Below are 25,650 nucleotides of genomic sequence, written 5' to 3'. Positions count from 1 at the left end.
CTTGCTTGCTTTTCCCTAAGTGTAAACCGTACCATGAAGCACTTGTTTGTCGAGGGGATCGCCAATGTTTACGGGAAGTATTGTTGCACTCGTTACGCCGATGGATGACAAAGGTAATGTCTGCCGTGCGAGCTTGAAAAAACTGATTGATTACCATGTCGCCAGCGGTACTGCGGCGATCGTTTCCGTCGGCACCACCGGCGAATCAGCCACCCTGAGTCATGAAGAACATGGTGATGTGGTGCTGCAAACCCTGGATCTGGCGGATGGGCGTATTCCCGTGATTGCCGGCACCGGCGCCAATGCGACAGCGGAAGGCATCTCGCTGACCAAACGATTTGAAAATTCAGGCGTTGTTGGCTGCCTGACGGTCACACCTTACTATAATCGTCCTACCCAGGAAGGCTTATACCAGCACTTTAAAGCGATTGCCGAGAGCACCAGCCTGCCGCAGATGCTGTATAACGTCCCTTCCCGTACCGGTTGTGATATGTTGCCGGAAACCGTTGCCCGCCTCGCTGAAATCAAAAATATTATCGGAATCAAAGAGGCAACCGGGAACTTATCGCGTGTCAGCCAGATCCAAGAGCTGGTTGATGATGCGTTCATCCTGGTGAGTGGCGACGACGCCAGCGCACTGGACTTTATGCAACTGGGCGGTAACGGCGTCATTTCGGTGACGGCAAACGTAGCAGCACGCGAAATGGCCGAACTGTGCAAACTGGCACAGCAGGGCAATTTCGTTGAAGCTCGCCGTCTGAATCAGCGTCTGATGCACCTGCATCAGACGCTTTTCTGTGAACCTAATCCAATCCCGGTTAAATGGGCGGCAAAACAGCTAGGATTAATCGCTAATGACACGCTGCGCCTGCCAATGACGCCACTGACGGCGGTTGCACAGCCAAAAGTGGAGCAGGCGCTGGTGAAAGCGGGTTTGCGATAATTTAGGGAGTGTGAATGAATTACTCAGTAAAGCGGTCAACGATTGCAACGGTGGTGGGGCTTTCCACCCTGATGCTGTTGTCGGCCTGTTCGAACGATCAGCGTTATAAGCGCCAGGTCAGCGGTGATGAATCTTACCTGCAGGCCAGCGGGCTGCGTGAGTTAAAAGCGCCGCCGGGCATGATTCTGCCTGTTCAGAACGGCGAATACGATATCCCACCGTCAACCAGTCAGGCACCGGTTGGCAAGCAGCTGGATATCCGTCCACCGGCGCAGCCGCTGGCCTTGATGAACGGCTCACGCGCGCAGTTCAGCAATAACACCGGCGCACTGATTTTCGACAACAACCGTGGATCAATTTGGTCGCAGGTTGTGGGCGTTGTGCAGGCGAAAAACTTCCCGATTGCGTCGCGCAATGACGCCGGACAGCAGCTGACCACCGACTGGGTGCAGTGGAACCGCGCAGATGAAGACAAGCAATATCGCGGGCGTTACCAGATCAGTGTGAAATCACAGAGCTATCAGCAGGTGCTGACCGTGCGTCTGCTGGAACTGCAGCAGGAAGGCACTAACATCACCTCGCCAGAGCAGATCCAACGCTATACCGCGCAGATGCTGAATGAGATTGCGGCGGGCATGGACAAGGTTGCCACGGCGAATGAAAACGCCGCAGCGGGCCGCGTGAACGGTGCGATTGATGTGCAGAGTGCAGCGGATGATACCGGCCTGCCTATGCTGGTGTTACGTACGCCGTTCAACGTCGCCTGGCAGCGCCTGCCTGCGGCAATGAAACGCGTCGGCATGGACGTCACGGACACGACCCGTTCAACCGGCAGCATGAAAGTGGCCTACAAAGCGCCGGGCAGCAGCACCTGGGACAGCCTTGGCGCCAAAGATCCTGAACTGCCAAACGGCGATTACAAGGTTCAGGTTGGCGATCTCGATAACCGAACCAGTCTGCAATTCATTGATCCTAAAGGCCATGTGCTGACGCAGGCGCAAAATGATGCGCTGGTGTCGGTGTTCCAGGCCGCAATGAACAAATAAAATTACCCCAGGCCGGAGATTCTCCGGCCTTTTTATTTTGTTTTTTGGCATAATAGCGCACGTCGAGGTAATCGATTGCGTCACGGCAATCGACCTGAATATGTTGCCTCAGAACCGGATCTTTCATGTTTGGAGTTAATAAGATGCAAAAGCGAGCTGAGTTGTATCGCGGTAAAGCGAAAACCGTATACAGCACCGATAACCCGGATCTGCTGATACTTGAGTTCCGCAACGATACATCAGCAGGCGATGGTGCCCGCATCGAGCAGTTTGATCGCAAAGGCATGGTCAATAATAAGTTCAACCATTTCATCATGACGAAGCTGCAGGAAGCGGGCATTCCGACGCAGATGGAAGCCCTGCTGTCGGATAACGAAGCGCTGGTGAAAAAGCTTGAGATGGTACCGGTAGAATGCGTTGTTCGTAACCGCGCAGCGGGTTCGCTGGTTAAGCGCCTGGGCGTTGAAGAGGGCATGGTCCTGAATCCCCCGCTGTTCGACCTGTTCCTGAAGGATGACGAGAAGCATGACCCGATGGTCAACGAATCCTACTGCGAAACCTTTGGCTGGGTCAGTAAAGAAAACCTGGCGCGGATGCGAGAGCTGACGTACAAGGCGAACGACGTACTGAGCAAACTGTTTGATGATGCCGGGCTGATCCTGGTGGACTTCAAGCTGGAGTTTGGCCTGTTTAAAGGCGAGGTCGTGCTGGGTGATGAATTCTCCCCGGACGGTGCGCGCCTGTGGGACAAAGAAACGCTGGATAAAATGGACAAAGACCGCTTCCGTCAGAGCCTGGGTGGCCTGATTGAAGCTTACGAAGCGGTGGCCCGTCGCCTGGGCGTGAAGCTGGACTAAGTCTGCCCTTCGTCTGTCGGCAAAAGGAGAGCGCGGGCTCTCCTTTTTCATTTTGGTGGAAAGCTGGTGATTGCGGCCCCACACAACTAAAATCATGCCATCTGCATAACAGGCCACAGGGAGCAAAACATGCGCTGGCAAGGACGTCGCGAAAGCGACAATGTTGAAGACCGCCGTAATCAGTCATCAGGCATGGGAGGAGGACGCATTCCTCTGCCACGCGGTAAAGCGGGCATTATCATGCTGATTCTGGTCGCCGTCGCGGGGTATTACGGTTATGACCTGACGCCGTTGCTGACGGGCGGCGAGGTGACGCCGGGTAGCCAACAGCAACAGCGCAGCGCCGATCCCCATCAGGATGAAGCGGCCAAATTTACCTCGGTCATTCTGGCGACGACCGAAGATACCTGGGACAAGCTGTTCAGACAAATGCATAAGCAGTACACGCCACCCAAACTGGTAATGTATCGCGGTGCCACGCGCACCGGCTGCGGGACCGGGCAGTCGGTTATGGGACCGTTTTATTGCCCGGCAGACCAGACCGTCTACATCGATCTTTCGTTCTATGACGAAATGAAACACAAACTGGGCGCAGGCGGTGATTTTGCGCAGGGTTATGTGATTGCACACGAAGTCGGCCACCATGTGCAGAAGCTGCTGGGCATTGAGCCCCGTGTACGCCAGATGCAGCAGGGCGCCAGTCAAAGCCAGATCAATCAGCTGTCCGTTAAAATGGAACTTCAGGCCGACTGCTTTGCCGGCGTCTGGGGCCACTATATGGAACAGGAGAAGATCCTTGAGGTGGGCGATTTGCAGGAAGCCCTTAATGCCGCCGAAGCTATTGGCGACGATCGCCTGCAGCAGAAAAGTCAGGGGCGCGTGGTGCCCGACAGCTTTACCCATGGTACATCGCAACAGCGTTATACCTGGTTTAAGCGTGGCTTTGACACCGGCAATCCTGGCCAGTGCGATACCTTCGCCGGTAAAGGATGACGCTGGCGGCCGCCAGCCGCGCGATGGCGTCGGCGGGCATACGGCGCGTAGCCGTTATCAGTGGTGATGCTGACTACAGCCTGACGATGGCTGCGCGCTGGTTCGACGCACTGGCGGGCGACTGGCTGTGTCTGAGTGACGCCCCTCTCGGCCCCGGCCCGCATTGTGTGCCAGCGGCGTTCCGTACCTTACTGGGGCGTGAGTTTCATCATGCCGTTTTCGATGCCCGATCGGGCTTTCATGCCGAGGCATTCGCCGCGCTGGCGGGCACGCTGACGGCTGGCAGCTGGCTGCTGCTGTTAGTGCCGCCGTGGCGACAGTGGCCACAGCAACCCGACGCGGACAGCCTGCGTTGGGCCGACGTCAGCGAACCCATTGCCACACCTCACTTTATCCGCCATCTGCAACACCTGATCGAACAGGATGCGCAGGGACTCTTACTGCGGCAGCCGTCGCCACTTAACGTGCCCGACTGGCCAGCCTTACCGGAATGGCACAGCCAGGCAACCGTCCAGCAGCAGACAATCTTATGTCAGCTGAACGGCCTTTCTGCAGGCGTGGCGGTCCTGACCGCTGCACGCGGCAGAGGCAAATCGGCTCTGGCCGGGATGCTCGCCCGCCAGAACACACGTTGCCTTATTACCGCCCCGGCAAAAGTGGCTACGGGCGTCCTGTCTGCCTTCGCGGGTGAGCACTACCGCTTTATGGCGCCCGATGCCATTCTGGCTCTGGAAACCGTGCCAGACGTTGACTGGCTTATTGTCGATGAGGCGGCGGCGATTCCCGCACCGCTGCTGCATGCGCTGGTAGCGCGTTTTCGTCGCGTGTTGCTGGTAACGACCATTCAGGGTTATGAAGGCAGCGGACGTGGTTTTATGCTGAAGTTTTGTGCGGAGCTGGAGCAGGTGCGCCATTTTACGCTGGATGAACCGCTGCGCTGGGCGCGCAACGATCCGCTGGAAAACTGGCTGAATCAGGCGCTACTGTTTGAAGAAACGCCCGATATGCCCCCTGCGAGAGTGGGTGGTCCGCGTCGGGCGGAACGCACGGATATGCCCGCCTTACGGGCGGCTTATCAGCTGCTTACCAGCGCTCATTATCGCACCTCGCCGCTGGATTTACGCCGCCTGCTGGATGCACCAGGTATGCACCTGTGGCTGGCGGGCACTGTCCCGGCATTGCAGGGCGCGCTCTGGCTGGTGGAAGAGGGCGGACTGAGCGAGGCGTTAGCTCAGGCAGTATGGGCGGGCCACAGACGGCCGCGCGGCAATCTGGTGGCGCAGTCACTGGCGGCCCATGCCGGTTTCACCGACGCCGCCACGCTGCGGGCTTTACGTATCAGCCGGATTGCCGTGGCACCCCGCGGACGCCGTCAGGGAACCGGCAGGCAACTGGTCGCGGCGGCCTGCGCGGCGGCGACCGGATACGACTATATCTCGGTGAGTTTCGGCTACACTGAAGCGTTATGGGCGTTTTGGCGCGCCTGTGGCTTTACGTTAGCGCGCATTGGCAGCCAGCGCGAAGCCAGCAGTGGTTGCTATGCCGCGATGGCGCTGCTGGGACTGACGTCGTCCGGCAGGCAGTTGCAGCAGAAAGCGGCGCAGCAGCTGGCGCGGGACTGGTCATTTCTCAGCGCACATATACCACTGGCATTGCCCTTGTCCGCAGCCGATGACTGCGCGTTTACCCCGTTTGATGCCCGGCTCGCAGCCGGGTTCGCCTGGGCACAACGCCCGTTTGAAGCAAGCCTGGCGGTGCTCCAGCGTCTGGTCATTGTCAGCCAGGCTCCGTTACGCCTTCTCAGGCAGGCCGTCAGGGCCGACACCAATCTGTCCCGGCTGGCGCAGACCGCGCAGCTAAACGGACGCAAGGCGTTAATCACCGCACTGCGCGCGGAAGCCGCAGAAGCACTTCTGGCGTTGCAAAACATTGATGGCGAAGGGTTTCGTCAGCAATTGCAATAAATCCACCAACTCGTTCAAATATTCCCAATATGATCCTGCGCCAGGGCGCGTAGAGTAGTAGCAGGAGGTCGAGATGACACTGAGATATGTAATTGTTCAGCAACCCCCGAAAGTTGCCCAGCTGTTTTTGCTTTACCATGCCGTGGGTGATAACCCTGACGCCATGGGGGAAATTGGCAGCTGGTTTGCGAAAACCTTCCCTGCGGCGCTGGTCGTGTCGGTGGGATCGCCAGGGCCTGGCGGTCAATGGTTTAGTGAGGCCGGACTTCATGATAAAAGCGAGCAGCAGTGCGTTAACGCCAGTATGCCGCAGTTTGTTGAGTCCGTTCGTCACTGGCAGCAGCAGAGCGGCATAAGTCCGGAAGCCACGGCGCTGGTCGGGTTTTCACAGGGCGGAAGCATGGTGCTGGAGGGCATCAAAGCGCACAACGATCTGGCGGGACGCGCAGTGGTGTTCAGCGGACGTTTTATTACCCTGCCGGAGAGCGCCAGCACCCGCACGACGGTGCATCTGATTCATGGCGATTATGATGACCGCGTGCCACTGGCACATGCTCATCAGGCCGAACAGCGTTTAACCGCACTCGGCGGTGACGTCACGCTGAATGTTGTGGACGATCTGGCCCACGCCATCGACCACCGCAGCATGAATTTTGCCCTGCATCATCTGCAGTACACGGTGCCGAAACGCTACTTTGACGAGGCGTTGGGCGGGGCTAAACCCGGCGATGATGATGTGATTATGACAATGTAACCGGGCACGCCCTCGCGACCGCGAGGGCGCAAACGCGTTATTTCTTCTTCGGCCAGTCTTCGTCGTCATCCCATTTGTCGTTGAAATCACGATGAGGCGGGAGATCGGGCTTGTTATCCATAAACTTTTTGTGATCGATGCGTTTCAAATCCTTATACACATTCATCAGCACACCGACCATCAGCAGGACCACCAGGATCCACCAGTAATCTTTAATAAACTCCACAGGCCCGCTCCTTTCCTCGCTGTCAGGCGATCAATTGTTCCATGATGCGTTGATACATCCGGCTCAGCATCTGCAAATCGGATGCTTTCACGCACTCGTTGATTTTGTGAATCGTGGCATTCACAGGCCCCAGTTCGACCACCTGCGACCCCAGGCGGGCAATAAAACGCCCATCAGAGGTGCCACCAGACGTCTGCAACTGCGGCTTGATTTCATTATAGTGCGTAACGGCGTTGACTACGGCATCCACCAGTTTACCGCGTGACGTCAGGAAGGGCTGACCGGAGAGCTTCCATTCAATGGTGTAGCGCAACTGATGGCGATCCAGCAGTTCTGCCACACGTTGCTGGATCAGGCTGTCGGTGAGTTCGGTACTGAAGCGGAAATTAAACTGCACGAACAGTTCACCGGGGATCACGTTATTGCTGCCGGTGCCTGCCTGGATATTGGCGATCTGCATACTGGTGGCCGGGAAGAACGCGTTGCCCTGATCCCATTCGGTCGCCACCAGTTCATTCAGCGCGGGCATCGCGCGGTGTACCGGATTATCGGCAAGCTGTGGGTAGGCCACATGGCCCTGTACCCCATGTACCGTCAGGTTAGCCGTAATCGAGCCACGGCGGCCGTTTTTCACGACGTCGCCCACGATTTCGCTGCTGGAGGGTTCGCCGACCAGGCAATAATCCAGACGTTCGTTACGCGCCATCAGCCGCTCGACCACTTTGACCGTGCCGTTGGTGCCGCTGGCTTCTTCGTCAGAAGTAATCAGAAACGCCAGCCGCCCTTTATGGTGAGGATTGACTGCGACAAAACGTTCTGCGGCAACCACCATGGCGGCCAGCGAGCCTTTCATGTCGGCAGCACCACGACCAAACAACATGCCGTCGCGAATGGTCGGCTCAAATGGCGGATTGATCCAGCGGCTGGCGTCACCCGGTGGCACCACATCGGTATGACCAGCAAAGGCCAGGGTTTCTCCTTCACCGCGCGTAGCCCAGAAGTTCAGCGTGTCGTCGATGTTCATGGTTTCGATGTGGAAGCCGATTGCCTGCAGGCGGGCAATCAGCAGCGCCTGGCATCCGGCGTCATCGGGGCTGAGAGAGGGACGACGAATAAGCTGCTGCGTCAGCTCGATGACCGGACAAAACATATTATGACTTCTCCTGAAGAAGATTCTGGTAAAGGGTTTCACTGAAACCCAGCAGCAAGGTGCCATCGGCGGTGCGCAGCACAGGGCGCTTAATGATCGCGGGCTGCGCCAGCATCAACGCTTTGGCGCTGGCGGCATCCGTAATGCTGTCACGCTCGGATTCGGGCAGCTTGCGCCAGGTGGTACCGCGCGTATTCAGCAGGTCCTGATAACCGAGGGCATCGATAAACTGCTGGAGCTGTTCGTCGGTCAGGCCGTCAGCCCGGTAATCATGAAAGCGATAATCCACCCCGGCCGCCTCTAAAAAACGCCGTGCTTTTTTGATTGTGTCGCAATTTTTAATGCCAAACATGACCCATTGCCCGCTCATCGCCTACTCCTGTCCCGTAAAAATGCGCTGAGCAGTTTACCATAGTGTGATCTTATGCAGCATCCGCCAGCGGCGCTCCGCATCGAATAAAATACGTAAACAGACAGCCCTGAGGTGTACGTAAACGGTTTCAGTTTGAGCGCTAATGATTTCCTGGTTTATCACTTCTCCTTTAAGAATTTCCTTAAATGCCATTTTTAGGCTACGTCCTGGTTAAGCACCCCGCGAAACCTGTCAGGCTAAGGCTTTGCTGAAATGTGCGTCAGCCAGCAAATCAGAAAAGACTCAGCTTTTTTGCGTCTTTGCCGATAGTACTAACAGGTGTAAACGTATTCACCAGGCGAAAAAAAAGGCGTAATATTGCCACTACAATAAGAGAGGGTTCTATGATTGACACCGAAATGGGGAACTGGAAAGAATTTATCGAAGCGATGTTACGTAACAAGTAACACGTGACGAGAAAAGCAGGGCACTTTCCCCTCTGCTGTAGTTCTTACCACACACAGAAATAAAACGGCCGCTGTTTCCAGAGGCCGTTTTTTTTGCCTGTCTGGTTCGCCAGACAGGCGGGCAGGTTAGTCGGGATGTTTCTCTTTCAGCGGGAAACGACGACGCACCAGCACAAAGAACAGCGGTACAAACAGGATGGCTAACAGCGTGGCGGAAATCATTCCCCCCATCACGCCGGTGCCCACAGAGTGCTGACTGCCTGATCCTGCGCCGCTACTGATCGCCATTGGCAGGACGCCGAAGATAAAGGCCAGTGAAGTCATCAGGATCGGGCGCAGACGCTGGCGTGAAGCCGCAAGCGTGGATTCAATCAGCTCGCCGCCCTTGCTGTTAAGCTCGTTGGCGAACTCGACAATCAGGATGGCGTTCTTCGCCGAAAGCCCGACAACGGTCAGCAGGCCGACCTGGAAATAGACGTCGTTTTCCAGCCCGCGCGTCCAGGTGGCGATCAGGGCGCCGACCACACCGAGCGGCACAACCAGCATCACAGAGAATGGAATCGACCAGCTCTCATACAGGGCCGCCAGACAGAGGAACACGACCAGCAGCGAAACGGCGTACAGCGCCGGAGCCTGAGAGCCGGACAACCGCTCCTGATACGACGCACCCGTCCACTGGAAGCCCACACCGAGCGGCAGGGATTCAACCAGCTTCTCCATTTCGTTCATCGCGGTACCGCTACTCACGCCCTCTGCGGCTTCTCCCACGATCTCCAGTGAGGAGTAGCCGTTATAGCGTTCCAGACGCGGCGAGCCCGTTTCCCAGCGGCTGGTGGCAAAGGCGGAGAAGGGCACCATGGTGCCACTGCTGTTACGCACGTACCATTTGTCGATATCATCGGGCAGCATGCGATAGGGCGCATCAGCCTGCACATACACTTTTTTTACCCGCCCCCGATCCAGAAAGTCGTTCACGTAGCTTGAGCCCCAGGCGGTGGCGAGCGTGTCGTTAATGGTATCCAGCGACACGCCCAGCGCCTGCGCTTTACGCTCATCAATATCAATTTGCAACTGTGGGCTGTCATCAAGGCCGTTATGACGGACACGGGACAGAAGCGTATCTTTGCTGGCTTTGTCCAGTAGCATGTCGCGCATGGCCATGAGCTTGTCATGCCCGATGCCGCCATGATCCTGTATCTCCAGGTCGAAGCCCGATGAACTACCCAACCCGGTAATGGCCGGCGGGCTGCTCGCAATGACCATGGCCTCATTGATGTGTTTAAAGGCTTTACCCGCGCGCTTAATGATGGCGAACGAGGTACGATCGGCACCCGGTCTGTCACCCCAGTCTTTCAAACGGATAAACAGACGCGCGACGTTTTGTCCATTCCCGCCGGGACCTGAACCGATCGTTGAGAAGACCGACAGCACGTTATCTTTCTCTTTCGTCAGGTAGTATTTTTCCACTTTGGCCACCACCGCCGAGGTCTGATCCATGCTGGAACCGGCGGGCAACTGGACCTGCGTCAAAATCATGCCGCGATCTTCCTGTGGCAAAAACGACGAAGGCAGGTGAAGAAACAGAAACGCCATGACGCCAATTATCCCCACATAAAGCAGCAGCCAGCGGCCGCCTGTGTGCAGGATGCGGGCAACGCCACGCTCATAGCGATCGGCATTGCGGTTGAAATGATAGTTAAACCAGCGGAAGAAGCCGCGCTCGCCGTGGTGTTCACCTTTGGCGATGGGTTTGAGCAGCGTGGCACACAGGGCTGGCGTCAGGATCATTGCGACCAGCACGGACAGGATCATGGCGGAGACAATCGTCACCGAAAACTGGCGGTAGATGGCGCCGACGGTGCCGCCAAAAAAGGCCATGGGAATAAAGACGGCGGACAGCACCAGCGCAATCCCCACCAGCGCGCCCTGAATTTGTCCCATTGATTTTCGGGTGGCTGCGCGCGGCGAGATCCCTTCCTCGCTCATGATACGTTCGACGTTTTCGACGACCACAATGGCATCGTCCACCAGCAGGCCTATCGCCAGCACCATGGCGAACATGGTCAGGGTGTTGATGCTGTAGCCGAAGGCAAAGATCACACAGAAAGTGCCAAGCAGCACCACCGGCACGGCGATGGTAGGGATTAACGTGGCCCGGAAGTTCTGCATAAACAGATACATCACGCCAAATACCAGCAGAATGGCTTCCAGCAGGGTTTTGACCACATCGGTGATTGAGGCTTTGACAAACGGCGTGGTTTCATAAGCGATCTTCGCTTCCAGCCCATGCGGAAAATAGTGTGATAACTCATCCAGACGTGCCCGCACCAGCTTATCCGTATTCATCTCGTTGGCACCGGAGGCCAGTTTGATACCCAGTCCGGAGGCGGCCTGGCCATTGTAGCGGCTGAGGGAATCGTATTTTTCAGCGCCGAGTGCCACCGTTGCGACATCGCCCAGCGTGACGACGGAGCCATCGGGATTATTCTTCAGGGTAATCGCTTTAAACTGGTCGGGCGTTTGCAGCATCGACTGCGCGTTCACCGTAGCGTTCAGCGCCTGATTATTGACTGCCGGCAAACCGCCCACCTGGCCGACGGCCACCTGAGTGTTCTGGGATTTGATGGCATTCACCACATCATCGGTGGTCAGGGCATACGCGGTCAGCTTGTAGGGATCGAGCCAGATGCGCATGGCATATTGGGTGCCGTAGGCATCCACTTCACCGACACCATCAATTCGGCTTATGGGATCCTGAATATTACTGGCGACATAATCAGCAATATCTTGTTTGTTCATGCTGCCGTCAGTGGAGACAAATGCCACCATCAAAATATTGCTGTCACCGGTTTTATTGACGGTCACACCTTGTGACTGCACCGGTTGAGGTAACTGACGCAGGGCTGCCTGTAACTGATTCTGGACCTGCTGACGGGCTTCGTCGGGATTGGTGCCGGCAGTAAAGGTGAGGGTGATTTGCGCCTGGCCGGTATTGCTGCTGTTCGAGGACATATACATCAGATTATCGATACCGGTCATATTCTGTTCGATAACCTGGGTAACGGTATTTTCCAGCGTTTGCGCCGAGGCACCAGGATAGGTCGCGGTTATACGCACGTTGGGCGGCGCTAAGTCGGGATATTGCTCAACGGGAAGCGAAATAATGGCGAGCGTGCCGCAAAGACACAATAAAATTGCCAAAACCCAGGCAAAAATAGGGCGGTCGATAAAGAAATTCGACATGGAATCGGCACTCCTCACTGCTTTTATTATTAATATGACCGATGCAGCGCGTAACGTACGAAAGTATTCCATGACATCACGCACGACCAGGCGACTACTTTACGTGCGGGCAGGGTTTGAAAAGTGGAGAAATTATAAAGAATGTGTAAATTGGCGCGCTTTTTCTCAACGATGTCGACGTTCAAGCCACAGGATGGTCGCCGCAACGCGTGAGCGAACCTCAAGTTTGCGCAGGATATTACGAAGATGTACCTTCACCGTCTCTTCTGAAATTTGCAAGGTATCAGCAACGGCTTTGTTGGACAGGCCTCGCGCCACCTCCTGAAGCACGTCGCGTTCGCGTTCGGTCAGCAAACGGAACGGATCGTCGCTGTTGTGACGCGTCGCAAGCGAATGCCGGACCGCCTCGCTAAAGACATTTTCGCCCTGTGTGGCCTGTACGATCTGGTTTAGCAGGATTTCCGGTTCACTGTCTTTCAGCAAATACCCATCAGCTCCCGCATCCACCATGGCGAAGATATCACTGCGCGCATCCGACACCGTCAGCACCAGAATCCGCGAGTGGATGCCTTCATGACGAAGCGCTTTCAGCGTGTCCAGGCCCGACATCCCTTTCATATTCAGGTCGAGCAGGATGACGTCCGGTGTCAGGCGACGGGCCTCAGCCAGTGCTTCGGTGCCGTTGCTGGCTTCCGCGACGACCTGAAGCGTCGGGTCAAGCGCCAGTAACTGCCGAATACCGCGACGCATAAGCGGATGGTCGTCCACAATCATGATTGTTAAAGTCGGTTGTTCCATGTTTTCTCCCTGTCACCTGACGCTGCAGGTTGTCGCATGGGCAATGCGGTTCGTCAAGCGGCGGCTGCAGCGACCCTCTGTGGTGCTGTCATTGTAATGATTAACCCGATGGCCTGCCGTTGATCTGCCACATGCCTGTGATGCGAGATGCAATAAAAGTAAAGCCGTGTTACGTGCGGCTAGTCAATCTCTGATGCCGGACGCGGTGGAAAGCGCAACACAATCTGTGTTCCACACGGCTGCGAACGAATGTCTAACTGGCCAGACAAGCATGCTGCGCGCTCGGTCATGGTGATGAAACCATAATGCCCCGGGGGTTCTTCTGTGCTGATCATGCCCGTGCCGTCATCAGTGATTGTCAGTGAATGCTCACCTGTATCCGTGATCTGGTAGTCGACGGTAATCAAACGGGCATTCGCATGGCGAATGGCATTCAGGACGGCTTCCCGGGCAATTTGCAGGACGTGGACCTGTTGCCGGGCATCCAGTTGCTGCAGGCCTGGCTGGCAGGTCAACCGGATATCAGCGACAGTCTGAGACTGAAGCGGCGCAATCATCACGTGCAGAGCAGCCTCCAGATCGGCCTTTTCGATCGTCAGACGAAAGGTCGCCAGCAGTTCGCGTAGCTGGCGGTAAGCCTCTGCCAGTTCGCGATCAAAATCTGCAATGATCGCCTGTGCCGACTGATCGGAGGCGGACAGGCTGCGCCGAAGCTGCATCAGCTGTATCCGCAGGTAAGTCAGTGACTGCGCCAGCGAGTCGTGCAGTTCACGTGCAATCGTGGCGCGCTCCTCAATCAGCAGCATTTGCTGGTACTGCTTCTGGGTTTGCCAGATCCAGATCGACCGTCCCAGCATCGCGGCCAGGCTGCCCATTAACGCGGCGGAAGGGGCCGTGCCGCCGGTTTGCCAGCGCAACGTGCCAACACGTTGATCGTCCTGTTTCAGCGGTAAATGCTGCCAGGCCAGCGCGGGATCGTGCTGGCCCGCCTCACAGGTAAACTGCTCGCCCTGAAGCTGAATGAAGGCAATATTCTCTTTGCCGACGATGCGGTTCAGCACATCATCGAAAAGCGCCGGTTGCAGCGAACGGCTGGTCAGGATTTGTGAGCTTTCATAAAGTAAGGAGAGCGTATGATTCGCCTGGGTTAAGTCCCGGGTTTTGTCGCGGACCCGTTGTTCCAGTTGCTGATAATGGCACTGTAATTGTGCAGCCATGCTGCTGAAAGTCTGTGACAGGACTTTCAGCTCGTTCTGCTGCTGCACATGCAGGGGCGGAAAGGCAAAATTGCCGCTTTCCACATAGCGGCTGGCTCTGACCAGTGCATTGAGGGGTTTAACGACCTGCTGGCGGGTAAAGCGGATCGTCATCAGAGCGAGCGCAACAATGGCGATCACGCCCGTCAGGCTGCTGATGGCCACGACGCGCATTTTCAGTTCGGCGTAGCGCTGTAGCGCCAGTACGAAGCGGTTAATTTCGTCAACGTAGTTGGGCATTTGTTGCCGCCAGGCATCTGACGCGTTCGCCTGCAGATGCTGTGCCAGACCGGGCCAGCCTTCGCGTAAACGCTGATAGTGATTAATAACCTTGCGCGGCACCCAGGGGCGATCGAGTTCCTGTAACACGGCGGCATCGAGCGTTTGTTGATACTGCGCCAGGTGCGCCGTCAGCAGATGCGGATCTGCTCTGGCATCCCAGGCCAGGCGGTAACTTTGCATCCGCAGCGATCCGGCCAGATTAATGGCTTCCGCATCGCGCAGGCTACTGGAAAGCGTCAGCAGCGCCAGGCCGGTCGTCAGTAACGCCAGCAAGACAATCCACGTTAACGACAGCGCGATACTTCTGGTAACAGAGCGTTTAACAATCACGACAATAACACCTTTACTGACAGGGAATCATAAGAGCGGTGCCAGAGACACCCGACGACTTATTACAAAATGCCCGAAAACAGCGGCGCTGTGTACGCAAACTCACCCCCGTTGACGTTTCCCAGGAATGTCCACTTACGAATGAACATTGCTGCCATAGCTTTACACCTTGCCCATGTTGGCTTTCATTGCCTCGCTAATACTCAACACCATGTTTTACTCAGTGACCCACGCAAGTTCAGGAGGAAGTATGAAACGATTACCTGTGTACCTTAGCGCTGCTCTGTTGGCCACTGCTTCATTCTCTACTCTTGCTGCCACGGCAGTGGACCGGCAGGAAGCCCAGGGGCTGCAACGTATCGGCAGCGTCTCGGTGACAAATGTGAACGGCTCTCTGGATGATGTCACCCGCCAGCTTTCGCAGGAGGCCAAATCAGAAGGTGCCCGCCATTTCCGTGTCATCGGGGTTGATAACCCCGGCGACTCCAGCCTGTGGACCGGCACTGCCGAAATTTACCGCTAAACCCCTCTGTTACCTTCCCTGTAGCCCTTACCGGTCGCCTGTCGGCCGGTTTTTTTGTGATCTCAGAAAAGTTTTTTACAAATCGTCCGGCTTATCTCCTCGGTATATTTTGCTTCGATGTTGCATAACGGTTAGGATTCATCGCCGTAAATTCCCGCGCTGCTTTTCGTTAACTCACAGGCAAACGCACAGAGGAAGAAAACCCATTTCGCACTGCTAAACGCAATCGTTTGGATGCGCGATGACTTATGGTCAGGACAAACAGGAAGGCTATGAAATCTACGAAGAAAACCGCAGCAGACATGCGCGCTGCGAAACGACGCTGGCTCAATTCCCACGACTCCGGCTATAAGAAAGCCATGGGTAATCGTCACGTACAGATGATTGCTATCGGTGGCGCAATTGGTACAGGTCTGTTCCTGGGCGCAGGTGCCCGCTTACAGGCTGCGGGTCCCGCTCTGGCGGTAATCTATCTGGTCTGTGGCATTTTCTCCTTCTTCATTCTGCGCGCGCTGGGCGAACTGGTTTTACACCGTCCCAGCAGTGGAAGCTTTGTTTCCTATGCACGCGAGTTTATGGGTGAAAAAGCCTCCTATGTGGCAGGCTGGATGTATTTTGTTAACTGGGCCATGACCGGAATTGTCGATATCACCGCCGTGGCACTGTATATGCACTACTGGGGCGCGTTTGGCGATGTCCCACAATGGGTGTTTGCCCTGGGCGCGCTGGCGATTGTGGGTACCATGAACATGATCGGCGTAAAGTGGTTTGCCGAAATGGAGTTCTGGTTCGCGTTAGTCAAGGTGCTGGCGATAGTGATATTTCTGGTGGTCGGCGTGGTGTTCCTGGGCAGCGGTAAACCGCTGGACGGCAATGCAACAGGTTTCCACCTGGTCACGGATAACGGCGGCCTGTTCCCGCACGGCCTGTTACCGGCGCTGGTGCTGGTGCAGGGGGTGGTCTTTGCCTTCGCTTCGATCGAACTGGTGGGCACGGCCGCAGGTGAGTGTAAAGATCCGGAAACCATGCTGCCGAAAGCGATCAACAGCGTAATCTGGCGTATCGGTTTGTTCTATGTCGGTTCCGTGGTGCTGCTGGTGCTGTTACTGCCGTGGAATGCCTATCAGGCCGGGCAAAGTCCGTTTGTGACCTTCTTCTCTAAACTGGGCGTGCCGTATATCGGCAGCATCATGAATATCGTGGTCCTCAGCGCCGCGCTGTCCAGTCTGAACTCCGGTCTGTACTCGACAGGCCGTATTCTGCGCTCCATGTCGATGGGCGGCTCAGCACCGAAATTCATGTCAAAAATGAGCAGCCAGCAGGTGCCTTATGCCGGGATTCTGGTTACCGTTTGCGTCTATGTTGTCGGCGTAATACTCAACTACTATGTGCCGTCACAGGTATTCGAGATTGTCCTGAACGTCGCGTCACTGGGGATCATTTCGTCCTGGGGCTTTATCGTGCTGTGCCAGCTGCGTCTGCGCAAAGCTATTAAAGAAGGCAAGGCCGACGACGTCAGCTTTAAGCTGCCGGGCGCGCCTTTCACTTCCTGGCTGACGCTGCTGTTCCTGTTCAGCGTGCTGGTCTTAATGGCGTTTGACTATCCAAACGGCACGTACACTATTGCCTCTATTCCGCTGATTGCGGTGATTCTGGTTCTGGGCTGGTTTGGTGTGCGTAAGCGCGTTAACGAAATTGCCGCCACGGAGCACGAGCATCACGAGCACGATGGCAAATCATCCTGACGGTGATCTTGCCTGAGATATCAATGCCAGCCTGCGTGCTGGCATTTTTTTTCGGTGTTTTTGGCGGTCTTGATGATTGCGTGCGCAGACACGTAATTCAGATAGTTTTCTTGCATCCCACGACCTATCATCATTGGCTCCCTTCTCACTTGCGGAGCGCCTATGTCGTCCAGAATCACTATCATCAAAGATAAGCTGCTGTCTGAGAACTGGTTTGTGTTGCGTAACATCACCTATGAGCTAACCGACAGCCATGGCGACGTCGTGCGTCACAAACGCGAGGTGTACGATCGCGGCAACGGTGCGACAATTCTGCTCTATAACCGTGAAAAAAACAGTGTGGTGCTGACGCGCCAGTTTCGCGTGGCGACCTACGTGAACGGTAATGAAGACGGAATGTTAATTGAGGCCTGCGCGGGCTTACTGGATGACGACTCGCCAGAGGATTGCATCCGTAAAGAGGCCATTGAAGAGACCGGCTATGCGGTAGGCGAGGTCGAAAAACTGTATTCGGTCTACATGTCACCGGGCGGCGTCACTGAACTGATTCACTTCTTTGCGGCGGAATATCACGAATCACTGCGCGAGAACGCTGGTGGCGGTGTTGAAGATGAGGCCATTGATGTGCTGGAAATGCCTTTTCCTCAGGCCATGGCGTGGGTGAAAGACGGACGCATTCGTGATGGTAAAACCATCATGTTATTGCAGCACGCCCTGATCGCAGGCTGGCTAACGCTGTAATCCTGCACGAAGCCGATGCGCAAACCATCGCATCGGCTTTCCGCTTTATACGCACGTCATCACGCGGTCGGCGACGCACTCCGGGTGCGCCTGCAGACGCGCCAGTGCCTCGGCATACGAAGGCATCGAATGGGCCGCACCCGGTCGCTCCACACATAATGAGGCAAACGCGGCCGCATACAGCGCCGCCTGATCCAGCGCAACGCCCGCCGCGAGCCTGGCCGCCAGCGCGCCGTTAAACGCATCGCCCGCGCCGGTCGTATCCAGCGGGGTGGCAGGAAACACGGGAATATGCCGTTGCTGCTGGCCGTCAGACAGTAACGCACCCGCCGTCCCCAGTGTAATAATGATCTGGCGCGCCCCTTTGCGATGCAGAATTTCTGCCGCCTGCCGGGCACTGCGGATATCGTTGACGTTGATGTCGGTCAGCAGCCTCGCTTCCGTACTGTTCGGGGTCAGCAGATCGACTTTTGCCAGCAACGTATCGCTGATTTTTTGAAACGGCGCGGGATTAAGAATCACAAAGGTATTGGCGGCCCGCGCATTATCAATCATGCGCTGTATCGCGCTCAGGTTGTTCTCGAGCTGGACCAGCAGAATGTCCGCCGCCGCGACGGTGGGTTTGCAGCGCGTGACTTCCGCCGCCGTCACGGTAAGGTTGGCGCCCGGATAGACGGAAATCATGTTTTCGGCGTCGTTTCCGGCAACGTAGATCAACGCATTGCCGGTGGGTTTCTCCTTACAGGTGAACAGTGTAATCGCATCAAACCCGGTTTTTTCCAGATGGCGGCGGGCAAACACACCAAAGTCGTCCTTGCCCACTTTGCCAATATAGTGCACCCGGGCGCCCGCGCGCAGTGCGGCGGTGGCCTGATTCGCACCTTTACCGCCCGGTCCCATCATGCTGTGCTGAGCAATCAGCGATTCGCCCGGCAGGGGAAAGCGGCGCATACCGGCGACAATATCCAGATTGAATGAACCAAACACACAGACTTTGCCTTTCATTTTCGCTCCCCAAAGTGGCGTTCGGCAGCCAGGCAGGCACCACGGCAGCCCGTGTAATCGGTGGCATGACTGAACACGATACGTAAACCGTGGCGCGTGACGGGCGGCCGCAAACTGCGCTGAATGTGGTGTTGTAACTGCGCCAGCGGAAAACCGGCCATCGCCAGCACGCCACCGCCCAGAATCAGGTATTCCGGATCGAGGATGTTCATTTCACTGGCGATCAGGTGCGCCAGCCGCTGGACGAAGGCCTGCAGATCGGGATGATCCCCGTGTCGCGTAAATAGTTGTGACAGGGCGGTGTCCGGCTGATGCATCGCCGCCCACTGGCTCAGCCAGTGACCGGAGATCAGCGTTTCCGCACAGCCGCGATTGCCGCACGGGCAGGGCAGGTCATTGCCGGGCAGGGGAATATGCCCCAGTTCACCCGCGCCGCCATGATGACCATGATAAAAGCGGCCTTCCAGCCACAGGCTGTTGCCTAAACCGGTGCCGGGATACAATCCCACCGCGTTGTCGGGCAGGGCATCAAGCTGTAGCAGATCCCATAACATCAGGTGGTTGACGTCTTTATCCATGGCGACCGGCACGCCCAGTCGCTTGCTCAACTGGGCTGCCACAGGTTGCCCATCCAGCGCCTGAATAAAGGGTAACGAGATAACCTGCTGACGATCGCGGCTGAGTATACCGGGGAGCCCGAGCATTACGCCGCTAATCGCTTGTGATGCCAGCGTGTCAATAATCACATCGCCCAGGGCGTGGAGCGCATCCGTTTGCTGTGCCCAACTGGCGGTCGCTATTTTACGGAATCCGCACCAGTGCTGGCCGTCTTCCATCAGTTGCAGTCGGGTGCTGGTGCCACCGATATCCATTCCAAGCCAGCGTTGTTTCATGCAGACTCCTGTGCCAGTCCCTGTGCGGCATCAATGCTGCTGCGCATCATGTCCCAGGCAGTGCTGAGATCGTCATGCACGTTGAACAGGCCTGAGGTGCCGACAATCAGCACGTCTGCGCCGGCCTCCAGTAGCGTGCGGTAGGTTCGTTGATTACAGGAGCCGTCAATTTCGATGAGGAAGTCATAGCCCTGTGCCTGTTTCAGGGCCTTAAGCTGCTGGATCTTCTGCACCATCTCGGGAATAAATGGCTGCCCGGCATAACCCGGATCGACCGTCATTACGGTGATCTTCTCCAGCAGATGAATATAGTGATGAATAAACGACACGGGCGTAGCGGGATTTAAAACCACGCCCGGCTTTTTCCCCAGACTGCGGATCAGGTTGATCACCCGGAAGGCATCGCGGTTGATGGTCTCCGCATGCGGACAGATATAGTCTGCTCCCGCTTTCGCGACGGCCTCAATAAAATCGGTCGGCTGTTCCACCATCAGGTGAACGTCTATCGCTACGGGCGTATGCGGACGAATTTGCTCAATAAAGAACGGCGACAGCGTGATGTTTTTGACGTAATGCCCGTCCATGATATCAACGTGCAGGAAATCAGCGCGGGTGTTCAGGACCGCCAGCTGCTGTTTAATCTCCATCAGATTCATGCACATTAATGACGGCGAGATTTGAATACGCATTATACTTCCTTTTTCTTAGTCAAGGGATTCAGGGCCGCGCTTAAACGTTTGCTGCGCGTTACGGCCCGGCTTTCATTCAGTCGGGCTTTGCCCTGTTTAACGGCCAGCACCACAATCAATACCGCGCCCCACATTGCCAGGCTGACGTGCGGACTGATGTTCATCAGATTGAACCCGGTGGAAAGAATTTGTAGCGCGATCAGCGCCAGCACGACGCCGGTGACCCGGCCAAAGCCGCCATTGGGATCGGTGCCGCCAAGGATGATGGCCAGCACGGTGAGTAAGAGATAGGCATCGCCATAACCCATGCGGGCGGAGTTAAAGCGCGCCATCATCACCAGCCCCGCCAGTACGCACAACAGGCTGGAAAGGATATATACCAGCATCACCATGCGGTGCGTGTTGATGCCGCTAAACCAGGTCGCGTTGATGTTGCTGCCGCCCATATAGATGCACTTACCGGCGCGGGTTTTGCCCAGAAACAGGGCCAGCAGGGCGGCCGCCAGCAGAAAGAGCCACAGGGGCAACGGCACGCCCAGTAAGGTATCGGCACCCAGAGCCCTTACAACGGGAGGCATACCGCTTACCGCCGCGCCTTTGGTCAGCCAGATACCGATGCCGTTAATCGTGATCATGGTTGCCAGCGTCACCAGGATGGGATGTGCGCCAATGCGCGTTACCATGACGCCGGTAATCAGGCCAATGAGTGCAGCAATCAGCATCGCACCCAGTACTGCCAGCAGTAACCACATGAGTTGCTGAGCGGTTCCGGCCCCGTCCGGCACCCTGTTTAGTAAGACCCAGGCGATAAACAGGCTGGTCAGATTGGCTGTGGTGATAATCGCCAGATTGAGTCCGCCACTCAGGATGGCAATAAACATTGCCAGGGTGAGTAAGCCCAGTTCCGGCAGTTGGAACGCCATGCTGAGGAAAGTGGCGTCGGTAAAAAAGCGGCCGGGTAACAGAATGCCGAACAGCGCCAGCGAGAAGGCAATCAGAAGCAGCAGGCCAACATTGGTGCCATCCGGTTTTAACGCAGCGAATCTTTTCATCTCTGTTTCTCTCCTCAGACAAAGCTGACGTCAGTTTCTTTGCGCTTCTTAAAGTGGGTGACAGCAATGGCGGCCATGATGACGGTACCGACCACGATGTTCATGAAGTAGTTGGATACGCCGATCAGGTTGAGTCCGTTCTTCAGAACCGCGATCAGGAAAACCCCCATCAAGGTGCCACTGACGGTGCCCTTGCCGCCCATCAGACTGGCTCCGCCCAGTACGGTTGCCGCCAGCACATCCAGCTCACCGCCCACCAGGGCGTTGGGGACGACTTCACCCATGCGGTAGACCTGAACCAGTCCGCCAATCGCGGCCATGGCCCCCAGCCAGCCATAGGCAAAGAGGGAGATCAGGCCAACGCGAATCCCGATACGCCGTGCGGATTCCGCATCGCCGCCCACGGCATAGAGTTGACGACCTAAATGTGTTTTGTTGAGGAGCACCGCTGTCAGCGCCGCAATGAGCAACAGGATGAGCAGCGGCAGGCCGAGCTGAAAGACTTGTCCCTGCCATTCGAACGGCAGCACGTTACGCAGCGTGATCCACCAGTCCGGAAGCTGATACAGGCTGCGTCCACCGGTCACCCACATCAGCAGGCCAAACAGCAGCGACTGCATACTAATGGTGATGATGATGGAGACGACCCGGAGCCAGGTGATCAGCCAGGCGTTAATGACACCAAACAGCGTGCCGCAGGCTATCGCCAGTGCAATACTCAGCGGCGCGTTAGCAAACTGGTAATGCACAAACAGCGAGGCGATCAGGTACTGCACCACAGAGGCGACGGCCGCAAAGGAAATATCAATGCCGCCGGTCACCAGCACGACAAACAGTCCGAGGGCGAAAATGCCGGTAACCGCGTAACTCTCGGCCAGATCCAGCAGGTTTTGCACGGTCAGAAACTGGTCGCTGGCGAAGGAGAAAATCACAATGAACAGCAACAATACCCACGTCAGCCAGCCCTGACTGGAATGAGGACGTAAACGGGAAAAATCAGGCATTGATCACCTCCGCCAGTTGCTGTTGCGCTATGCGGTCTGGTTGATATTCGGCCTGGATGGTGCCCTCGCGGAAATGCAAAATGCGGTCGCAGTTGTACCAGACCTCGGGGACTTCATCGGAAATCAAAATGATCGACAGGCCTTCGCGTGCCAGTTCGTGAATAAGTTGATAGATACTCGCTTTTGCCCCCACATCCACGCCGACAGTGGGCGAATCGAGGATGAGCAGGCGCGGCTGCGTCAGGACCCATTTCGCCAGCACAATCTTTTGCTGATTGCCGCCGGACAGCGTTGAGATGGCTAACTGTGGATCGGCAACGCGCACGCCCAGTTGCTGAATCCACTGAAGAATCAGCTTGTTCTTGCGGTATTCATCAATCAGGTGGAAGCGGTTTTGCAGCTGGTTAAGAATGGGCAGCACCATATTGTCGGCCACCGATTGTTGCTGAATCAGCCCCAGCGTCAGGCGATCCTCAGATACATAGCCAATCCCGGCTTTGATGGCATCTTCATGACTGCGAAAGCGCACGGGTTTACTGTCCAGCCAGATCCTGCCGCGGTCAGGCCGGGTCATGCCGAACAGGGAAAGAGCCAGCTCAGTACGTCCCGATCCCAGCAGACCACACAGCCCCAGCACCTCACCTTCGTACAGCCGAAAATTAACATCGTGGTACTGACCTGCACGGTGCAGGTTTTCCACTTCCAGAATGACCCGATCACCGTTGCGCGTAGGGGTTTTTAACTGATAATCAAGTTCTTGCCCGGTCATCAGCTCGGTGAGATGGTGCGGTGTCATAGCCTGCGCCGGCCAGCAGCCAACCTTGCGGCCATCGCGAATGACGGTTACGCGATCTGATATTTCCAGCACCTCGTCCAGGCGATGGCTGACAAAGACCACACAAATCTTTTTCTGTTTGAGATAGCGTACCGTGCGCAGCAGTTGATTGACTTCGGTACGGGTGAGGGAAGCGGTGGGCTCATCCATGATCACCAGCCGCGCATCCGCCACCAGCGCGCGGCAAATGGCGACCTGTTGTCGCTGAGCGATGGAAAGGTGCGCGACACTGTCGTCAAGATTGAGGTCAAACTGCAGTTCCTCAACAATACGCCGGGCACTGTCAACCAGGGTTTTGCGCTGATGCCAGCCAAATAACCCGCGCAGATTGTGTTCAAATGCGATGTTTTCGGCCACGCTCAGGTTCGGGAACAGGGACAGATCCTGATAGATGACCTGAATACCAAAGTCTCTGGCCTGCTGAGTCGAGAGACGGGGCAAGCAGTCTCCGTCACCTAAACGAATTTCGCTGCCACGATCCGGCGCATGTACGCCGGATATCACTTTAATGAGCGTACTTTTGCCACAACCATTGGTACCGGCAAGGCAGTGCACTTCGCCCGCCAGCAAGGTCAGCGAGATATCGCTCAGAGCACGATTCCCCCCAAAGGTTTTCGACAGTTTTTCCAGGGTGATAAGCCTTTGCGGCGCGACCGATTGCATCATTACAGCCCCAGCTTGATCAGGTTAGGCAGGTTAGCTTTATCCAGACTTTCCGTGTTGTTGCCCAGAATGGTGTGCGTTGTCTGATCCACTTTCACCTTGCCCAGGCCGTCAATTGTCATACCGTCCGTAATCGGTTCGTTCTTCTCCACCTTCTCGGCAATACGGATAAACACTTCACCGGCGGTATGTGGATTCCAGATATAGCCGCCCTTGATCGCCCCGCGGTTAACCAGTTGCGCGCCCTGACCCGGACTGAACGCCCCAATGACACAGACCTGATTGGTTTTATTGCGGTTCATAACGGCGCGACCGGCACCAATAGGGCCCTGCGAACCGAAGGCTAAAATGCCTTTCAGATCGGGATACTTAGACATCAGTTCATTGGTGGTACGGATGGACTCGTCCAGGGATTCGCCTACGCCAAATTTGTCCGTAACCAACTGCATGTTGGGATAGTGCTGCTTTTGATAATCCAGCGCGGCATCGGTCCACTGCTGATGAAGCGGCACCGTCAGGCTCCCCACGTATATGGCGTATTTCCCTTCGTCATGCATACATTGCGCCAGCGCTTTCATATGATTGATGCCGTGCGTTGCGGCATCCACTAATTCAAAATCCCAGTTTGCAAACTTCTGGCCTGGCGATTCGTGGGTAATGACTTTGATGCCGGCTTCACGGGCGCGCTGCAAGACGGGCTCAAGCACTTTGGGGTCGTTGGGGACGACGCCGATAATGTCCACTTTCTGGGCAATCAAATCTTCAATGGCACGCACCTGCAGGGCAGGATCGGCTGCGGTCGGCCCCACCATCCAGGCGTCAATGCCGCGTTTGGCCGCTTCGCTTTTAATTCCGGCTTCCATAGCGTTGAACCACGGAATACCACCGATTTTCACCACGATGCCCATGCGTATTTTGTCCGCCGCATGGGACTGAAAAGCCAGTAATGCGAACAACGAACAGGCGATAAGCTGTTTTTTCATAAAGGCTCCATTTAATTATTTATAAGCTGCACAGACTGGGGGCGCTGCGAGCAGTCAATAATATTGACGCCGTTCCAGGCCAGTTCCTGTTCCAGCTCTTTATCTTTCAACTGGTCAGTAATGAGAAAATCCACATCACGGTAATGGCAAATACGCGCGAATGAGGGCCGAAGAAACTTAGAGCTATCCAGTAATAAATGTTTTCGTTCTGCTGCCAGAATCAGCTGTTGTTTTAAATGTGCATGACGTTCATTTCCTTCGCGTAAATAACCGTCATTGCCCAGACTGCTGCATGAAAAAAAGATCTTATTTATTTGAAACTCTTTTAACGGCTGCTCGGTAACAATGCCGTGAAAATCTTCATAACGATCTGAATATTCTCCGCCCAGACAAATGGTGCGAATACTGCCGCGTGCTGCCAGCGTCTGGACAATGCGTAACGAATTGGTTAATACCGTTAATTCAATATCCGGTAATTGCCGTGCCAGATAAAAACACGTGGTACTACTGTCGAGTAATAAGCAGTCGCCCACACTAATAAAATCCAGCGCGCGTTTCGCGATTGTCATTTTGGCATCAACATGTTCGTTTACGCGTTGACGAAAAGACGATTCAGATTCATTAATCTCGCGATTATTAACCTGTAGCGTTGCACTGTGTCGTTTAGCCGGAACCGCACCACCATGGCTTCGCTGTAAAATACCTTTCTTTTCCAGTTGTGCTAAATCGCGGCGAATCGTTTCCTGAGAAACCCGACATAACGCGGTGAGTTCAGCGACAATAACCCGTCCGTTACACATTAATTCATCGATAATTCTCTGCTGGCGTTCAATCGGCAACATAATGGCCTCCGATG

Annotated in this window: 24 protein-coding genes; 10 read left to right on the top strand and 14 right to left on the bottom strand. The window is 55.8% G+C overall.

Features of this window, described 5'->3' with window-relative positions; translation table 11 throughout:
* The first annotated feature begins 64 nt into the window (after window positions 1–64).
* From dapA to ypfH, 6 genes are all read left to right on the top strand, one after another.
* Entirely contained in the window at window positions 65–943 is an 879-nt protein-coding gene (gene dapA, locus G5574_RS07600) for a 4-hydroxy-tetrahydrodipicolinate synthase (protein ID WP_033740842.1), read from the top strand.
* Between the two features lie 14 nt (window positions 944–957).
* The gene (gene bamC / locus G5574_RS07595) at window positions 958–1,989 is read left to right on the top strand and encodes an outer membrane protein assembly factor BamC (RefSeq protein ID WP_164482400.1); all 1,032 of its coding nucleotides are present in this window, start codon (window positions 958–960) and stop codon (window positions 1,987–1,989) included.
* A 143-nt stretch (window positions 1,990–2,132) separates the two neighbouring features.
* Entirely contained in the window at window positions 2,133–2,846 is a 714-nt protein-coding gene (gene purC / locus G5574_RS07590; RefSeq protein ID WP_033740988.1) for a phosphoribosylaminoimidazolesuccinocarboxamide synthase, read from the top strand.
* A gap of 129 nt (window positions 2,847–2,975) precedes the next feature.
* The gene (gene ypfJ, locus G5574_RS07585; RefSeq protein ID WP_164482399.1) at window positions 2,976–3,839 is read left to right on the top strand and encodes a KPN_02809 family neutral zinc metallopeptidase; all 864 of its coding nucleotides are present in this window, start codon (window positions 2,976–2,978) and stop codon (window positions 3,837–3,839) included.
* On the top strand, window positions 3,836–5,803 hold the full coding sequence (locus tag G5574_RS07580) for a tRNA(Met) cytidine acetyltransferase TmcA (protein ID WP_164482398.1): 1,968 nt from the start codon (window positions 3,836–3,838) through the stop codon (window positions 5,801–5,803). The genes ypfJ and G5574_RS07580 overlap by 4 nt, the downstream gene beginning before the upstream one ends.
* Window positions 5,804–5,876: 73 nt before the next feature.
* Window positions 5,877–6,557, top strand: a complete 681-nt coding sequence (ypfH, locus tag G5574_RS07575) for an esterase (RefSeq protein ID WP_006120422.1) — start codon at window positions 5,877–5,879, stop codon at window positions 6,555–6,557.
* Window positions 6,558–6,594: 37 nt separating this feature from the next.
* On the opposite strand, the gene G5574_RS07570 is transcribed toward ypfH, so the two are convergent.
* The 3 genes from G5574_RS07570 to G5574_RS07560 are packed head-to-tail and all read right to left on the bottom strand — an operon-like array spanning window position 6,595 to window position 8,303.
* Window positions 6,595–6,783 carry a YpfN family protein gene (locus G5574_RS07570; RefSeq protein WP_006120420.1) on the bottom strand — a complete coding sequence of 63 codons (189 nt, stop codon included), beginning with the start codon at window positions 6,781–6,783 and terminating at the stop codon, window positions 6,595–6,597.
* 22 nt (window positions 6,784–6,805) lie between these two features.
* Window positions 6,806–7,933 carry a succinyl-diaminopimelate desuccinylase gene (gene dapE, locus G5574_RS07565; RefSeq protein ID WP_164482397.1) on the bottom strand — a complete coding sequence of 376 codons (1,128 nt, stop codon included), beginning with the start codon at window positions 7,931–7,933 and terminating at the stop codon, window positions 6,806–6,808.
* A gap of 1 nt (window position 7,934) precedes the next feature.
* Complete coding sequence (locus tag G5574_RS07560; RefSeq protein WP_006120416.1) at window positions 7,935–8,303, bottom strand: ArsC family reductase; 369 nt, start codon at window positions 8,301–8,303, stop codon at window positions 7,935–7,937.
* Window positions 8,304–8,689: 386 nt separating this feature from the next.
* Between G5574_RS07560 and ypfM the strand changes: the two genes are divergently transcribed.
* On the top strand, window positions 8,690–8,752 hold the full coding sequence (ypfM, locus tag G5574_RS23990) for a protein YpfM (protein ID WP_139015967.1): 63 nt from the start codon (window positions 8,690–8,692) through the stop codon (window positions 8,750–8,752).
* Window positions 8,753–8,878: 126 nt separating this feature from the next.
* On the opposite strand, the gene acrD is transcribed toward ypfM, so the two are convergent.
* The 3 genes from acrD to narQ form a co-directional block, all read right to left on the bottom strand.
* Complete coding sequence (acrD, locus tag G5574_RS07550; RefSeq protein WP_033740838.1) at window positions 8,879–11,995, bottom strand: multidrug efflux RND transporter permease AcrD; 3,117 nt, start codon at window positions 11,993–11,995, stop codon at window positions 8,879–8,881.
* 165 nt (window positions 11,996–12,160) lie between these two features.
* Complete coding sequence (locus G5574_RS07545; RefSeq protein ID WP_164482396.1) at window positions 12,161–12,793, bottom strand: response regulator; 633 nt, start codon at window positions 12,791–12,793, stop codon at window positions 12,161–12,163.
* A 179-nt stretch (window positions 12,794–12,972) separates the two neighbouring features.
* The gene (narQ, locus tag G5574_RS07540) at window positions 12,973–14,661 is read right to left on the bottom strand and encodes a nitrate/nitrite two-component system sensor histidine kinase NarQ (RefSeq protein WP_164482395.1); all 1,689 of its coding nucleotides are present in this window, start codon (window positions 14,659–14,661) and stop codon (window positions 12,973–12,975) included.
* Between the two features lie 250 nt (window positions 14,662–14,911).
* On the opposite strand from narQ, the gene G5574_RS07535 reads away from it, so the two are divergent.
* The 3 genes from G5574_RS07535 to nudK all read left to right on the top strand — a co-directional run bounded on the left by G5574_RS07535 (window position 14,912) and on the right by nudK (window position 17,670).
* The gene (locus G5574_RS07535) at window positions 14,912–15,184 is read left to right on the top strand and encodes a YdgH/BhsA/McbA family protein (RefSeq protein WP_006118378.1); all 273 of its coding nucleotides are present in this window, start codon (window positions 14,912–14,914) and stop codon (window positions 15,182–15,184) included.
* Window positions 15,185–15,456: 272 nt separating this feature from the next.
* On the top strand, window positions 15,457–16,929 hold the full coding sequence (gene ansP / locus G5574_RS07530; RefSeq protein WP_033740834.1) for an L-asparagine permease: 1,473 nt from the start codon (window positions 15,457–15,459) through the stop codon (window positions 16,927–16,929).
* A 162-nt stretch (window positions 16,930–17,091) separates the two neighbouring features.
* Window positions 17,092–17,670: a GDP-mannose pyrophosphatase NudK gene (gene nudK / locus G5574_RS07525; RefSeq protein WP_033740833.1), complete on the top strand. Its 579-nt coding sequence runs from the start codon at window positions 17,092–17,094 to the stop codon at window positions 17,668–17,670.
* A 45-nt stretch (window positions 17,671–17,715) separates the two neighbouring features.
* Here nudK and G5574_RS07520 read toward each other — a convergent pair whose 3' ends face one another.
* Genes G5574_RS07520 through G5574_RS07485 form a run of 8 tightly spaced genes read right to left on the bottom strand, consistent with a single transcriptional unit; the run spans window position 17,716 to window position 25,636 of the window.
* On the bottom strand, window positions 17,716–18,675 hold the full coding sequence (locus G5574_RS07520) for a ribokinase (protein ID WP_164482394.1): 960 nt from the start codon (window positions 18,673–18,675) through the stop codon (window positions 17,716–17,718).
* Window positions 18,672–19,568 (bottom strand): allose kinase, encoded by an 897-nt coding sequence (gene alsK / locus G5574_RS07515; RefSeq protein ID WP_164482393.1) that lies wholly within the window; start codon window positions 19,566–19,568, stop codon window positions 18,672–18,674. Before alsK ends, G5574_RS07520 begins: the two co-directional genes overlap by 4 nt.
* On the bottom strand, window positions 19,565–20,257 hold the full coding sequence (gene alsE / locus G5574_RS07510) for a D-allulose 6-phosphate 3-epimerase (protein ID WP_006118382.1): 693 nt from the start codon (window positions 20,255–20,257) through the stop codon (window positions 19,565–19,567). The genes alsK and alsE overlap by 4 nt, the downstream gene beginning before the upstream one ends.
* A complete protein-coding gene (locus G5574_RS07505) occupies window positions 20,257–21,309 on the bottom strand; it encodes an ABC transporter permease (RefSeq protein WP_164482392.1) in 1,053 nt (350 codons plus the stop codon). Before G5574_RS07505 ends, alsE begins: the two co-directional genes overlap by 1 nt.
* A 14-nt stretch (window positions 21,310–21,323) precedes the next feature.
* Window positions 21,324–22,313, bottom strand: coding sequence for an ABC transporter permease (locus tag G5574_RS07500; protein ID WP_164482391.1), 990 nt, complete (start codon window positions 22,311–22,313; stop codon window positions 21,324–21,326).
* Window positions 22,306–23,811 (bottom strand): sugar ABC transporter ATP-binding protein, encoded by a 1,506-nt coding sequence (locus tag G5574_RS07495; RefSeq protein WP_164483214.1) that lies wholly within the window; start codon window positions 23,809–23,811, stop codon window positions 22,306–22,308. The genes G5574_RS07500 and G5574_RS07495 overlap by 8 nt, the downstream gene beginning before the upstream one ends.
* 2 nt (window positions 23,812–23,813) lie before the next feature.
* Entirely contained in the window at window positions 23,814–24,794 is a 981-nt protein-coding gene (locus tag G5574_RS07490) for a substrate-binding domain-containing protein (RefSeq protein ID WP_054633363.1), read from the bottom strand.
* Window positions 24,795–24,805: 11 nt separating this feature from the next.
* Entirely contained in the window at window positions 24,806–25,636 is an 831-nt protein-coding gene (locus G5574_RS07485; protein WP_039339891.1) for a DeoR/GlpR family DNA-binding transcription regulator, read from the bottom strand.
* Window positions 25,637–25,650 lie beyond the last annotated feature (14 nt).

Origin of the sequence: Pantoea stewartii (assembly GCF_011044475.1) — a bacterium.
GTDB classification, from domain to species: domain Bacteria; phylum Pseudomonadota; class Gammaproteobacteria; order Enterobacterales; family Enterobacteriaceae; genus Pantoea; species Pantoea stewartii.
This window is presented reverse-complemented; position numbering and strand designations above follow the sequence as displayed.